The 13,679-nt window shown below is 58.1% G+C and carries 10 protein-coding genes; 1 reads left to right on the top strand and 9 read right to left on the bottom strand.

Annotated elements, in window-relative coordinates; all coding sequences use genetic code 11:
* Positions 1-12 precede the first annotated feature (12 nt).
* From tig to QO008_RS06685, 9 genes are all read right to left on the bottom strand, one after another.
* Positions 13-1,353 (bottom strand): trigger factor, encoded by a 1,341-nt coding sequence (gene tig, locus QO008_RS06725; RefSeq protein ID WP_126465745.1) that lies wholly within the window; start codon positions 1,351-1,353, stop codon positions 13-15.
* Between the two features lie 109 nt (positions 1,354-1,462).
* Positions 1,463-1,861, bottom strand: coding sequence for a hypothetical protein (locus QO008_RS06720; RefSeq protein ID WP_126465746.1), 399 nt, complete (start codon positions 1,859-1,861; stop codon positions 1,463-1,465).
* Positions 1,858-2,778, bottom strand: a complete 921-nt coding sequence (locus tag QO008_RS06715; RefSeq protein ID WP_126465747.1) for a lactate/malate family dehydrogenase — start codon at positions 2,776-2,778, stop codon at positions 1,858-1,860. The genes QO008_RS06720 and QO008_RS06715 overlap by 4 nt, the downstream gene beginning before the upstream one ends.
* A gap of 10 nt (positions 2,779-2,788) precedes the next feature.
* Positions 2,789-2,995, bottom strand: a complete 207-nt coding sequence (locus tag QO008_RS06710; RefSeq protein WP_126465748.1) for a YdbC family protein — start codon at positions 2,993-2,995, stop codon at positions 2,789-2,791.
* Positions 2,996-3,036: 41 nt separating this feature from the next.
* On the bottom strand, positions 3,037-5,619 hold the full coding sequence (locus tag QO008_RS06705; protein WP_307385279.1) for a heavy metal translocating P-type ATPase: 2,583 nt from the start codon (positions 5,617-5,619) through the stop codon (positions 3,037-3,039).
* A 126-nt stretch (positions 5,620-5,745) separates the two neighbouring features.
* On the bottom strand, positions 5,746-8,553 hold the full coding sequence (locus QO008_RS06700; RefSeq protein ID WP_307385277.1) for a UvrD-helicase domain-containing protein: 2,808 nt from the start codon (positions 8,551-8,553) through the stop codon (positions 5,746-5,748).
* Positions 8,544-11,000 (bottom strand): PD-(D/E)XK nuclease family protein, encoded by a 2,457-nt coding sequence (locus QO008_RS06695; protein WP_307385275.1) that lies wholly within the window; start codon positions 10,998-11,000, stop codon positions 8,544-8,546. Before QO008_RS06695 ends, QO008_RS06700 begins: the two co-directional genes overlap by 10 nt.
* A complete protein-coding gene (locus QO008_RS06690) occupies positions 11,001-11,855 on the bottom strand; it encodes an ROK family protein (RefSeq protein WP_126465752.1) in 855 nt (284 codons plus the stop codon).
* On the bottom strand, positions 11,848-12,747 hold the full coding sequence (locus QO008_RS06685) for an RluA family pseudouridine synthase (protein ID WP_164715243.1): 900 nt from the start codon (positions 12,745-12,747) through the stop codon (positions 11,848-11,850). The genes QO008_RS06690 and QO008_RS06685 overlap by 8 nt, the downstream gene beginning before the upstream one ends.
* 128 nt (positions 12,748-12,875) lie before the next feature.
* On the opposite strand from QO008_RS06685, the gene QO008_RS06680 reads away from it, so the two are divergent.
* Positions 12,876-13,604 carry an endolytic transglycosylase MltG gene (locus QO008_RS06680; protein WP_307385271.1) on the top strand — a complete coding sequence of 243 codons (729 nt, stop codon included), beginning with the start codon at positions 12,876-12,878 and terminating at the stop codon, positions 13,602-13,604.
* Positions 13,605-13,679: the final 75 nt, after the last annotated feature.

The raw sequence follows: 13,679 nt of genomic DNA, 5'->3' as shown, positions 1-13,679 counted from the left end.
CCGAGGCCTCGTTTATGCTTCTGTTGTTTCTTCTTCGTCTTTCTCTTCCGCTTCGACTTCTACGGCATGTTCTACCAAAAAGTCGACGGCTTTTCTGCGTTCCAGATCGCCGCGCAAAGCGTCGGTATTGGTTTCGAGCATGGTCTTGACCATCTCTTCTTGTTTATCTTCGTCGCCCTTGAAATAGTTTTTCGCCATTTCTCTGGCTTCTTTTTCGATCTCTTCGTCGTCGACGGCAAAGCCTTCTTTTGCGACCACCGCTTCCAGTGCGAGGGACTTGAGGACTTCTTTTTCCGCGTCGGGACGCATGCTCGCCTTAAATTCGTCGAGATCCTGGCCGAGCATACCCAGATATTGTTCCAGTTGAATGCCTTGGGAGCGCATATTGTAATCCATATTGCGAATTTGCTCTTCGATGGCCGCATCGACCATGACCGGCGGCAGTTCGACCTGCATATTTTCCGCCACTTTTTCCAGTACGCGGTTGGCGCGCAGGTTCTTGGCGTTGTTTACGACCTCTTCGGTCTTTTTGGTGCGGATGTCTTCGCGATATTCTTCGACGGTGTCGAATTCGGAGATGTCCTTAATAAATTCGTCGTCCAATTCCGGCAGCTCTTCGCGACCGATGGAATTGAGCGTAATGTGGAATACCGCTTCTTTTCCCTTCAGATCTTCGGAGAAGTAGTCTTCGGGGAAGGTGACGTCGATGTCGAATTCGTCGCCGACTTCGTGTCCCACGATGCCTTCTTCAAAGCCGGGGATAAAGGAGCCGCTACCGAGTTCGAGTTCCTGATCTTCCGCACTTCCGCCTTCAAAGGCTTCGCCGTCGACTTCGCCCTTAAAGTCGATATTGACCTTGTCGCCTTCTTCGGCGGCGCGGTCGTCGATGTTGATATGGCGCGCGTTCAGATGTCTTTGCTTGTCGATTTCGTTGTCGATCAGCTCTTCGCCCACTTCGGTGGGTACGGCTTCGATTTCGACGCCCTTGTACTCGCCGAGGGTGACCTCGGGACGCACGTCCACGTCGATTTGCACGGTGACGTCTTTGTTGCGGTCAAAGGTCTCTTCGTCGATCTCCACATTGGGTTGGTCGATGACCTTCAGGTCCAATTCTTCGACTGCTTTTTCGTAGTACTTGGGCAGAATTTCGTTCAACGCGTCTTCGAAGAAGATGCCTTCGCCGTAGAACTGCTCGATAATCTTCTTGGGCACATGTCCCTTCCGAAAACCGGGAACGTTGAAGTAGTTCTTGTTCTTTTTATAGATCTTGGTCTCCGCTTCCTTGATTTCGGCCGCGGGTACGACCACGTCAAAGTACACTTTATTCTTTTCTTGTTTTTTGATTTCTGTCATCGGTATCCCTCCATAATTTATATCCCAAGTATTATACCATAAGGGCTATAAAAGCAACAGTTGGGCACAATTTTCCCACCTTCGGCCACAAATCCGGTCCTTTCGCGCCCTACACGCGTCGTTCGTACCGAAAACCGCAGTGGGGACATCGGATGCGCACCTTGCCTTTTCCCTTGGGCACCTTGGCGAGTTGGTTGCAGGAGGGACAGTGTACGTATCGGTAGTATCGGCTGTTTTTGATGCGTGCCGCGAGTGCATATAGGGGCTTTGTGCCGTCGAGATATTTTTGGTTCTCCTTGCGACGCTTGCCGCGATCCTTCGAGAGGGCGCGAAAGACGCATAGCCCCAGCAGGATCGCCGAAAACAGCGACAAGGGCTCGCATTTGAAGACCAAAGAAATCACGAGGAGCACCAAACCCGCCGCATACAGGGCGCGGTTCAGCCGGTCCCAGCCGTATCTGTGTGCGAAGAAACGGCGAAGTTTTGCTTGAATTTCCTCGCGCTTCATGCTTCCACCCGGTACTTGCGGATGGTCTCGGCGCTCTCCCTATACCGCGCCAGCTCTTCTTCAGTCAGGGTGAGCTCCACCACTTCTTCGATGCCGGCTGTGCCCACCACGCAGGGCGTGGAGATAAACACATCGTCGACGCCGTATTCTCCCTGGTGGAGGGCCGATACCTGAAGCGTGCGCTTTTCGTCGTACAGCACCGCATCCAAGATGTCGTTTACCGTATTGGCGATGCCGTACTGGGTCGAACCCTTTCCGAAAAAGGCGCGGTGGCCCCGGTAGATGACCGACTCCTCGAATTCCGCTTTGTCCAATTCCATATAGTGCTTTTTGAGGTATTCGTCGAGCGCCATATGGTGAATGCGCACGCGGGAATAGGGCAGGAACTGGCTGTCGCCGTGTTCTCCGAGCATCATGCATGCGACCGAATCGGGGGCGACGCCCAAAATGCGAGCGAGCATCGTGCGGGCGCGCTCGCTGTCTAGGGCGGTGCCGCTTCCGATAATGCGGCATTTGTCGAAGCCCGAGTACTTCCACACATGGTATGCGATCGCATCGCAGGGATTGGTGACCACCACAAATACGCCGGTAAAGCCGTTCTTTACGATTTCGGGCACATAGTGCGCCACGTCTTCGTGATTGTTCTTGAACTCGTCGCGCCGCTGGGCGTTCTCGGGGATGCGCCCGCTGGCGATGACGATGATGTCCGCATCGGCGATCTGCTTGTAGTCCGCCGCAAAAAAATCGATATTGTGCGGATAAAATCGCGTCGCGTCTTCTAAGTCGCTCACCACGCCGTCGAGGCGTTTTTCGTCGACATCGCACAGGGCGATCTCTCGAAAGCCCCCACGGAGCGCCGCCGTATAGGCGACGATTTCGCCCACGTGGCCCGCGCCTACGATTCCGAGTTTTGCCATACGCCCCTCCTTATTTGACGAGTTCTCTTAAGGCTTCGAATTCCTCGGGCGTCATGGTAATGCCCTTGGTCATCTTGGTATGGTCCTCGTTCCAGGACCGAATGTCGAATTTCGGCGCCCCGCCGTTATACGACACCCTGTTCAATTCCTTCTTCCAAATGCCGGATTCGCCCAGCACGCCGATGTGTTCTACGATCTCAAATCGAAAATCTGCCATATTTCCTCCCGAAAGAAAAAAGCGCCGTGGGCGCTTTTCGCTTATCTTACGGATTTTACCGTATACCCTGCGTCTTCCACCGCTTTTTTCAACGCGTCCGCATCGAGGTTTTCCCCTTCGACGACGGCTTGTTGCGGATCCAGCGTAACCTGCGCCTTTACGCCCTCGAGGGCGTTTAATGCCTGATCGACTCTGCCGACACAGTGGTTACAGCTCATGCCGTCGAGTTCCAAAATCTTTTTATCCATTTGTATTTTCTCCTTTCCGCTTCCGCTGTATTTATGCGTATACCCCTTTTGCGGGTGAGAGGTAGCGTTTAATCGATAAATTTTTGCTTCGGGCGCCGCTTCCGCCTCCCGCTCGCCGCGATCGGTGTCCAATTTGGTAAAGTTCAGCCGAAGGGCGTTAGTCACCACAAAGACCGAACTCAGACTCATCGCCAAAGCGGCGATCATCGGGCTTAAGGTGAGGCCGAAGGGGATATAAAAGACCCCGGCCGCCACGGGAATACAGATGACATTGTAGAAAAACGCCCAGAACAGATTCTCCTTAATATTGCGGATGGTCGCCTCGGAGAGTTTGGTGGCGCTCACCACATCCAAGAGGTCGCTGTGCATCAAAACCACATCGGCGCTTTCCATGGCGATATCCGTGCCGGCGCCGATGGCGATACCCACATCCGCCCGCGCGAGTGCCGGGGCGTCGTTGATGCCGTCGCCGACCATGGCGACCTTGCCCGCTTCCTGATAGCGACGCACGACGCTTTCCTTTTCGTCGGGAAGGACCCCGGCGTGCACCGTATCGATGGGAAGGGAGGCGGCGATGACATGGGCCGTCTTTTCGTTGTCGCCGGTAAGCATCACGATCTTCTTGCCCAGCTTGCGCAGCGCTTCGAGAGCGCGCGGGGAATTTGCCTTCACGATGTCTTTGGCGGCGATAAAGCCGTACACTTCATCTTCATCGGCAAATACCAGAGGCGTCTTTCCCGCCGCAAGGGCTTCGTCCAGCGCCTGTTCGATCGGCGAGAGGTCTTGTCCCATCTCTTCCATAAGGGTGATATTGCCGCCGTAGATCCACCGCCCGTCGATCTTACCGCGCAGTCCCCTGCCGGGAAGCGATTCGAAATCCGTCACGCGGTCGGCGGATGCGTTGGGGTAGCGCGCCTCAAAGCCGCGGATCACGCCTTCGGCCAAGGGGTGCTCGGAGGATTTTTCGAGCGCATAGGCCATGCGATAAAATGCCTCGGGATCGCGATCGAGTGCCACTACATCGGTCACAAAGGGTTTGCCCCGGGTGATGGTACCGGTTTTGTCCAAAATCAGGGTGTCGGCTTCGTGGAGCACCTCCAGCGATTCGGCGCTCTTATAGAGCACGCCCGCCTTGGCGCCCCGTCCCGTGCCGACCATAATCGCCACCGGCGTGGCAAGGCCCAGTGCACAGGGACAGCTGATGACGAGCACCGAGATCGCGAGACGCAGCGCAAATTCCGCGCCGTAGCCGAGCAGAAGCCATACGATGCCGACGATCGCCGCGATGGCGATGACCACGGGAACAAAGACGCCCGCCACGCGGTCCGCGATCTTCGAGATCGGCGCCTTGGTCGCATTGGCATCTTCTACCAAGGCGATGATTTTCGCGATGGTGGTGTCTTCCCCCACCCGGTCGGCGGTAAAGACCAGCCGGCCGGAGCCGTTGGTCGTCGCCGCCATCAGCGCGTCCCCCTCGGACTTTTCGACGGGGATCGACTCGCCGCTCAAGGCGGATTCGTCGACGGAGCTGATGCCTTCTACCACCGTGCCGTCCACCGGCACATTCTCACCGGGCTTTAATACGATTTTCTCGCCCAATGCGATCTCTGCCACGGGAACGCGCATTTCTGCGCCGTCTCTTATGACCGTCGCGGTCTTGGGCGTCAGGTCCATTAAGCCGCGAATGGCATCGGAGGTACGATGCTTGGCGCGGGATTCGAGCCACTTTCCGAAGTCGATCAAGACGACAATGGTCGCCGCCGATTCGAAATACAGTTCGTGGCCGAAGTGCATCACCCGTTCCATATCGCCGTGGCCGAAGCCGTAGGACAGCTGAAAGATGACGTAAATGCCGTAGAGAAAGGCCGCGCCCGATCCGATGGCGATGAGTGCGTCCATATTGGGGTGGCGCTTCCACAGGGACTTCAAGCCGTTTTTATAGTAGTGGCGATTGAGAAATAAGATCGCCATTGTCAAAATCGCCTGTGCCAGCGCGAAGGAGAGCAGATTTTCCGTTCCCGCTAAAAATGCGGGGATCGGAATTCCCATCATCGAGCCCATAGAGATATATAAAAGGGGAATCAGAAGCGCCACCGAGAAAATCAGTCGCCGCTTCTTCTCCTCCGCTTCTTTTTCAAAGGGATCCGCCGCTTCGCGCACCCCCTCGGGCGCATCGGCCGGCGTTGCGGTATAGCCCGCATCGTCCACCGCCTGCAAAATGGCGGGAATGCGGCTCTTGTCCGCCTCGAGTTTCATGGAGTTTGTGAGAAGGTTGACCGCCACAGAGGAAACCCCGTCCACCTTGGAGACTTCCCGCTCCACGGCGGCGGAGCAGGCGGAACAGGTCATACCCTGTACGTCGAATTTTAATTCCATATTGTCCTCCCTTTCCGCACAGATCACAGATTTGTCTACTTATATCCTACCAATCTGCTTGGTCATTGTCAATAAAAATTTTACCTTCTTTGATCTTAATGATACCCCGTTCGTTTCTCTGTAAAACTATCCCTTTAACATTTTTTCAATGCGCGTGATTTCCTCTGTCGTCAGTCGCACCTCGGTCTTTTTTCCGTCCGCCGGCGTATAGATATATAGCGCGGGAAATGTGCCGCGTATCTGCCGATACGCCATGCCGTAAAGGCCCAGTTGCAGGCGGTAAACCGCCATGGCGGGGCTTTCTGCGCCACGCGTGCCGGTCTTCATGTCGACGATGGCGATCTTTCCGTCGATCCTTCGAATCTGGTCGAAGGCCCCTTCCAATATAACCCGCGGAAAATCCGCCACAAAGGGCACTTCGGCGGCGAGAATCTCGCCCCAGCCGAAGAGATCGTCATAGGCGTCGATATACGCCGAAAGCCGCGCCTCGTCCAAGCCCCGCCGGCGGGCCGATGCGAGCAAGTGCGCACGAAGGCGCGCGTCGGGGCCCTGCGCCCGCTGCATATAGTGGTGAAACAACACCCCCAGGTGACGGCGGCGCGCCGCTTCTTTTTTTCCGAAGCCCGCCGACGCGTAGGGCGCCTCTACGGTTTGTAAGAGCGCACTCGCCGAGGTGACGGGTTTTCGGGAAGCTACCGAGACCGGCGCGGAAACGGCGTGGGCCGGGGGAACCGTTTGCGCGCGCTTCGGCGGCTTGGGCATTTTGGGATCGGCGGTAAATGCCACCGACTGCAAAAAGCCAGAGAATCCCTCGGTCTCCTTGCCCGACCGCAAGAGCACGAGGGCGCTCTTGGCGCGGGTCATGGCGACATAGAGGAGCCGGCGCGCCTCTTCTTCGCGAAAGCGCGCCATCGCATCGGCGTTTTGATCGAATGCGTAGCGCGCCCCGTCTCGGCAGAGGCCCGCGCCGTAGAGATCGGAATAGTTCCAATGGCCGCCGTCGCTTTTTTCTTTGGTAAACAGCGCCCCCAAATAGACCGTGTCGTACTCCAGCCCCTTCGCCTTATGAATGGTGGAAATCTCGATATCCGCATCGCCGCCGAAGCGCGCCTGTCCCTCGTCTTCCCACCGGGCGCGGCGTTCCATTTCGCCGACAAAGCCGTACAGCGTCGATCCCTCGGCGTCGTATTCCTTTGCCAACGCAAACAGGCGGTCCAGATTCGCGATGCCCTGCTCGCCGCGGCGTTCGCGCACATAGACGGCATATCCCGTCGCATACACCGCCGTCTGCAGGGCGTCGTAGGCGGAACCGTAGGCGTCGATCTTCTGCAGCAGATCGAGACACGCCCGCTTTTTTTGTGTGCTATAATTCGGATCTTTCGCTTCCAAAAAGAGATCCTCGCGATTGTAGCCGACGAAGGGACCGCGAAGGGCTTCGGCATCGAAGGTGCCCTTCGCCTTGGCGCGCAGTAGCGCGAGGAGATCGCGCACTTCTCGCGTCTCAAAGAATCCCCGGCCGCTCCGGTTGCGGTGGCGGATGCCGTAGGCCTGAAAGACCGCCTCGTAAATCGCCGCGTGGGTGGTGGTGCGCAAAAGGAGGGCGCGGCTTCCGCCTCCGCCTTCTTGTATATCGGCGGCGATCCATTCCGCCTCTTTGCGCACCCGCTCTTCTTGCGAAGCGGATTCGCCCAGGTCCACCGCTTCCAATCGTACATCGCCCGTCCCGTGGCCCGCGAGGGGCACATAGTCCGGCATCTGCGGCGCAAAGATCTCATTGATCGCATCCACCAGCGCGGCGTGGGAGCGGTAGTTGTTCGTCAGTTCCGCCACGACGCCCCCCGCTTCTTTCAGCTTGCGGCGAAATGCCGCGCTCTCGTCGAGATCCGCCCCGCGAAAGCCGTAAATCGACTGCTTCTTATCGCCCACCACAAAGACCGTACTCGATTCGGCCAGGCGCTCCAAAAAGCGGATCTGCAGGGGATTGGTATCCTGAAACTCGTCGACCAGAATATGGCCATAGGAAGCGCTAAGAGCCGGCTCGGCCTCGATCAGCGCCGTCGCCTTTTCCAACAGGTCCGCAAAATCCACCGCCCCCGCCGCGTCTTTGTGCTTGCGGTAGTTTTCGTCGAGGCGGCGAAAGATCTGCGCCAAAATTTCGGTATAGGGGCGATTTTCTTCTTCGCGCGCCATCATCATCTCGCGGCGCAATCGGTCGAACTTCTCCTGATCCTCGGGCCGAAAGGTGCTCTTTCCGCCGGGGGCCGGCAAACTTTCCAAAAATGCGGTCCGATCCGCCCCGGAAAGGGCGGATAGCGCCTCGTCGTCGATCGCCTTGAGCGCCTGTTGAAACTTGGTATTCCCCTTGGGGTAATTTTGCTTCATATATAAAACATGCCGCATGAGTTCGCCCTCGGGATCGGTCGCCGCAAACCGCTTGGTCCGAAAGGCATGCAGATTGCCCCGCGTGCGGAGCTCCTCGTAAAAATCCATTACCTCCGCAGAAAAGGCAGCGGGCCGCATATCGAGCGCGTGCATCAATGTATCCGCGCCGAGTGCTATCAGCGCCTCTTCGATCTCTCGATACGACGCCTCGAGCATCGCCCGCGACTCCCCTTCCTGCAGCTGTTCCATGCCGCCCAAGGTCCCGGCGCGGTCGCTGTGGATATGGAGCAAGTGGCGACAGAATCCGTCGATGGTCGACACCTTCACCCGCCCGGGATCGAGATCGTCCACCGCGGCCTCGATCCGCGCGCGCATCTCCTCGGCGGCGCGCACGGTGAAGGTGATGGCGAGCACCCGTTCGTCGGTGCGGGTGAGAATGTTGCGGATGCGCTCGGTCAGGACGCGGGTCTTTCCCGCCCCGGCGCCGGCGGAAACCGCCATCGACGCGTCGATCCCCTCTGCCGCCTTTCGCTGCATTTCGTCTAGTCGCATTCCGCTTCGTCCTTTCTACACACCGGCATATATTGACAATAGGTACAGACCGATTCCTTCGCAGGCTGTGCGGGAAATTCTCCCGATTGCATGTCCTCCAGCGCGCGTGCCACCGCCGCCTTCGCATCGTCGATCTTTTGCTGCCAGCCCGCATCGTCGGTCTTTCGCACCTTCCGGAGGCGCGTATACGATCCGATTCGCTCGGTATTTCTGAGCATGATCGATTCCTTCGCCCCTTCCACCGACACGTACTCGAGTCCCGCCACAGGGTGCCCCATATACATCCGCGCCATGGCGTAGATATAGAGCTGGAGCTTGGTATGGTTTTCAAATTCCGTAAAGGCGGGCACGCCCCGAGACTTGTAGTCGATCAGAATTTCGTTCGCCGCTTCGTCGCGGTCGATCCGGTCGATCCGCCCGCGAATGGTATAGGCCCCGAAGGGGAGGGTAAAGTCGGTCTCAAAAAAGGCGGGGGCGAACCCACCGTTTTTGTCCGCGGACCGTAGGCGCTCCTCTTCGTTTTGAGCGGCGGCGCCGACAAATTCGACAAACCGCGCTTTATAATACGGCGCCATATAGGGCGGCAGGAGATCCGCCAGATGCGCATCAAAGTAGGCGCGCACCCTATCGGGGATGTCTTCTTGGTGGCAGGTTCCGGCGAAGTACGACTCCAACACCTTGTGGTACAAGTTTCCCCGCTCGATAAAGCGCCTTCTGCCCCGATCCTCTGCGCTTTCTTTTAACACATGGTCCATAAAAAAGCGAAAGGGACAGGCGAGAAAGTCGTCGATCTGCGTCGTGGATACGGACTTTTGCTGCAAATGGGCAGAAAGCGCCGCCGCCCCCGCCGGCGAAAATCCCCGCGCATCCACGCCGAGATCCGCCGCCTGCACATATGCCTCGCGCTTTTGGTCGAGATCTATCGTCCCCGTCGCTTCGGCGTATTTCGTAAAGGCGGCGGACGCCTCCTGGTCGCCGATGGTATAGAGCATGGCCCTGCCCGATGAGGCGATCAAATGGTCCAGGCGCATGGAATCCGTCTCCTTGCGGTGAAAATCCGCAAACAGCCCCAGTTCCTTTAACCGCGCTTCGTTGTCGTAGTGGATCAGACCGCTCTCCTTTTCGCGTTGCGGAAAGCGGCTGTCCAGGGAGTAGACGATCAAGAGGTCGTACGCGCCGCCCGATGCGCCGGCGAGGGAGAGCACCTCGACCCCGTCGGTCTCTTCGGCGGGCAGTTCTGCCGAAAGGAGCGCCTCGAATTCCCGGGCGTCCACATCGGCGCCGAAACCCTCCCGCAGTGCGGGGATCACTTCGGCGAGCGCTTCGTCCAAATCCGCCTCTCCCGTGGGCAAGATGGATTCTATCGCGTCGAGAAAATCGGACGTCGTGCGCGCCCGATTGCGATACAATGTGCGGAGTGCGGGCAAGTTTCGGGACAATAACGCCCGATCCGCTTCCTCGCCCAACCAGCGATACGAGAGCGCCTCCTGTGCCGCCCTGAGGCTGTCTGCGCCGACGGATTCGAGCACGCGGGCGAGTTCTTTTCCGTCCGCAATCCGCGAAAAGCGGGAGCGCAAATGCGCCAAAAGCCCTTCCATGCCCTCGTCGTAAAAGCGCAGGAGAATCCGCAGCTCGCCGGCCACAGGCGAAGTGTCCAGGACGTTGGTACACTTCGATACAAAAACGCCGTCCTTTTCGAGCGTGCTTTCGATCGCGTATCGATCCGCCTCGTGAAAGGCCACCACCGCCACGCGCGCGGCGGGATCGTCTTTGAGCGCCTCTCGTACGGTGTCACCGATATGCCGAAACATCCGCGCTTCGTCGAGCGAGGCAATACACCGTACCCCAGAAACGGGCTCTTCCGGCACAAAGCGAAAGACCGTCACCGGGGAAACGGCGTCCAGCCTTTCGAGGAGCGCGCGTTCCGCTTCGGTAAACTCGAAAAAGCCGAATACATAATAGGCCCGCTTTACATAGGCCTCCGCCTCCAGTGCGCGCGTAAAGATCTCGGGCGCCCCGACATAGTCTTCTTCGCGCCGCACTTCCTCGAACAGACGCAGCAATTCGGGGTATTCTGGCTTCCAGGAATAGGGCAGTTCGCGGTAGGAAAAATCGACCCATCGGGCGCGATCCAAAAACGAAAACAACGCCTGCACCCGCTCCGGCTCCCCGATATGCGCAAGGGCGCTTTTTGTGCGGCGAAGGCGGTGGCGAAAGTGCAGATACGCCGCCCGCTCGTTGCGCACTTCTTCCATGGCGAGCTCTTCGGCCACGTCGGTGAGCGTCATACAGTCGATTCCCAGCGCCCCGCCCCGACGCGCCCAATATTCCTTGATACGCGCCAAACTTCTTCCGTTTTCCAATACATAGGTGGTGCGAAAAGGTCCGGAGGCGTATTGCTCTACGATCTCCGGACCCGTACCCACCGGTATCTCTACAATGCGCATCTATTGCGCCTCCTCTCTGGCGGCCTTTCCGAGAAGCGCCGCGCCGATCATGCCGGCGTCGTTTCCCTTGGTCGCGACGGCGATGCGGCCCCGGCAGTTGGCATTTCCCCGGGATCGCACCAATTCGGATAAGAGCCTGCCGATCTGCGGCGCGTACTCGGCGATTCCTCCGCCGATTACAATCCGCGCCGGATCGAAGGTGTTTTCCAGGCCGATACAAAAATCCGCGAGCCCCTCGAGATACGCCCGCGCCGCGGGATCTTCACTCGCAAGAAATGCCTGCGTGTCGGAAAAACCCGCCGCATCGCGCGCCGCCTTGAGCGCTCCCGCGCTGAAATACGCCTCGGCACAGCCCCTCTGCCCGCAGCTGCACCGCCTGCCGCCGCGCACCACGATGGTGTGCCCGATCTCGAGAGCGTGGCCGCGGTCGCCGCGAAAGAGCCCGTCTTCGCCGTAATAGGCGCCGCCGATTCCCGTTCCGATCCCGATCCACAGCGTATGCGCCACCGCATCGGCGCCGTGCATTTCGCCGATCAACGCACAGTTCATGTCGTTTTCCAGCGCGTCCAGGCGCACGCCCCGCGCCGCCAGCGCGTCCTTTAGGGGGTAGTGGCCCCAGGCATTTACATTGCCGCCGAGATCCGTGAGCGACAGCGTCTTTCTGTCCACCGTCCCGGCCGTAGAAATCCCCAGGCTCTCGACAGAAAATTCCGACACCGCCTCTCTAATCGCATCCGCCACCCCATCGGGCGTATCGGGGGTGTCTACACTGCGCTTCGCCGCAAGTGCGCCCGCCGCATTCAATACCCCGAGCTTGATCGTGGTGCCGCCGATGTCGATCCCGATATTACACATGCAGTTCCCTCCGAATCGCCCGAAACTTGCCGCCCGGCTCCGATAAATAGGTCTTTTTCGAGACCGCGGGAAACGCCTCGGTTTTGGGAAAGACTAACTTATAGGCATGCAAGAGCTGGTGATGGAGCGCGGGAAAGGCCGATGCCTTCTTGCCGTACTTCTGATCGCCCACGATGGGGTGCGCGATCGAGGCGAGTTGCTGGCGGATCTGGTGAGTGCGCCCGGTAATCAGCTCCGCTTCCACCAGCGTGCAGCCGTCCCCATAGGTGAGGGGCCGGTAAATGCCCCGGGCGTACTTGCCGTCCGCCGATTCGCGCATGCGGTTCTTCTCCCCTTCTTTTTCCAGGTAATTCTCCACCTCCCGCACATCCTCCAGCCGGCCTTCGACAATGGTGAGATAGTATTTTTTCAGCTTTCGTTCCCGAAGCCACAGATTGGCATGGCGAAGCCCTTCGGCGGTCTTTGCGCCGATGATCAGCCCGCCGGTGTTTCGATCCAGGCGGTTCGCCACCGAAGGCGTAAACGTGTGCTCCGCCCGGGGATTGTACGCCTCGGTATGAATCAAATACGCAATCATGCGATCGACCATATTATCCTCATACCGGCGTCCCGTGCCGTGGCTCAGCACCCCGACGGGCTTGTCCATAATCAAAAAGTCCTCGGTCTCGGCGACGATCTTCGGGAATTTGCCCGCCGCCGAGCGGGGCCTGCGGGAAAACTTCTCGATCGTCTCGTCGCTAAAAAACACCTCCACCGAATCGCCCGCCGTTAACATATCGTCTTCCTTGGCGCGCTTTCCGTTTACGGTAATATTCTTCTTGCGGATGGATTTATACAAGAGCGAGGGCTTGGCCTTGGGCAAAAGCTTTTTTAAGTAGCGATCCAGTCGCATTCCCGCATCGTTTGTGTCAATTTTGTAAGAGATCAAGTGCGATTCCCTTCCTTTCTCGCGGCTGTGGTATAATATAGCCATTCTCATTGATTATATCGAATTTACGCACAAAAAGGAAAAGAGGCAGTATGAAATATAGCGGAAGATTAGCGAGATCTCTGGTAAATGTACTGCGATTTTTGGGCATCGTCTGTGTCCTCGCCGTACTCCTGTTCGTCATCAAATGGCGCATGAACCACTTGTTCGGACTGACCGCCCCCGAAAATGCAAAAGACAGCGGCATCGTGGCGGAAATCGAGTCCTCCAAAGAGCAGTTCGGAAAGATCACCGATGCCGCCAAAAACGCGTCGAAAGAGACGACTTTACTTACCGTAGAAGACACGACGCCTGCGGCCATCGCCGCCCGATTGAAAGAACTCGGCCTGATCAACGACGCCGAGGCCTTTCGCGCCATGGCGGTTCAATCCGGCGTCGCCAACTACTTTACCGAGGGCACCTTCGAGATCTCCGAAGGCGCATCCCCCGAGACCATTCTAAAACAACTCACCGAAGACGGACTGCAAAAGGCGACCCGCACCGTCACCATCGAAATCCCCTATAACGCCACCGACGAAATCGTCGCCGATATCGTCGCCAAGGAAAATTTGGTGCAGGACCGTTACACCTTCCTCACCATGCTCCAGGAACAAGGCGCCACGGCGAAAATCTTGCCCGGCGGCTACGAGATCCACGCCCCCATCAAGGCACAGGACTTGATCGACGCCATGACCCAATTCTCCGAACAGCCGCCCCAAGAAGCGGCACCGGCAGAAGAGGCGCCCCAAGAACCCGCACCCGAAGAAGCGCCGGCGGAATAAATAGCGCCCGCGAAGATCTACAAATAGAAACGAGTACGTGCAATGCACGTACTCGCTTTTTTTGCGCCTATTGTT

The organism is Aedoeadaptatus ivorii, assembly GCF_030815095.1.
In the GTDB taxonomy this organism is placed as follows: Bacteria; Bacillota; Clostridia; order Tissierellales; family Peptoniphilaceae; genus Aedoeadaptatus; species Aedoeadaptatus ivorii.
The sequence above is the reverse complement of the archived record's forward strand: the minus strand, read 5'-3'. Positions and strand labels throughout refer to the sequence as shown.

Coding starts and splice junctions, on each gene's coding strand:
- tig (WP_126465745.1), bottom strand. CDS start 1,353: ATGACAGAAATCAAAAAACAAGAAAAGAATAAAGTGTACTTTGACGTG.
- QO008_RS06720 (WP_126465746.1), bottom strand. CDS start 1,861: ATGAAGCGCGAGGAAATTCAAGCAAAACTTCGCCGTTTCTTCGCACAC.
- QO008_RS06715 (WP_126465747.1), bottom strand. CDS start 2,778: ATGGCAAAACTCGGAATCGTAGGCGCGGGCCACGTGGGCGAAATCGTC.
- QO008_RS06710 (WP_126465748.1), bottom strand. CDS start 2,995: ATGGCAGATTTTCGATTTGAGATCGTAGAACACATCGGCGTGCTGGGC.
- QO008_RS06705 (WP_307385279.1), bottom strand. CDS start 5,619: ATGGAATTAAAATTCGACGTACAGGGTATGACCTGTTCCGCCTGCTCC.
- QO008_RS06700 (WP_307385277.1), bottom strand. CDS start 8,553: ATGCGACTAGACGAAATGCAGCGAAAGGCGGCAGAGGGGATCGACGCG.
- QO008_RS06695 (WP_307385275.1), bottom strand. CDS start 11,000: ATGCGCATTGTAGAGATACCGGTGGGTACGGGTCCGGAGATCGTAGAG.
- QO008_RS06690 (WP_126465752.1), bottom strand. CDS start 11,855: ATGTGTAATATCGGGATCGACATCGGCGGCACCACGATCAAGCTCGGG.
- QO008_RS06685 (WP_164715243.1), bottom strand. CDS start 12,747: ATGCGACTGGATCGCTACTTAAAAAAGCTTTTGCCCAAGGCCAAGCCC.
- QO008_RS06680 (WP_307385271.1), top strand. CDS start 12,876: ATGAAATATAGCGGAAGATTAGCGAGATCTCTGGTAAATGTACTGCGA.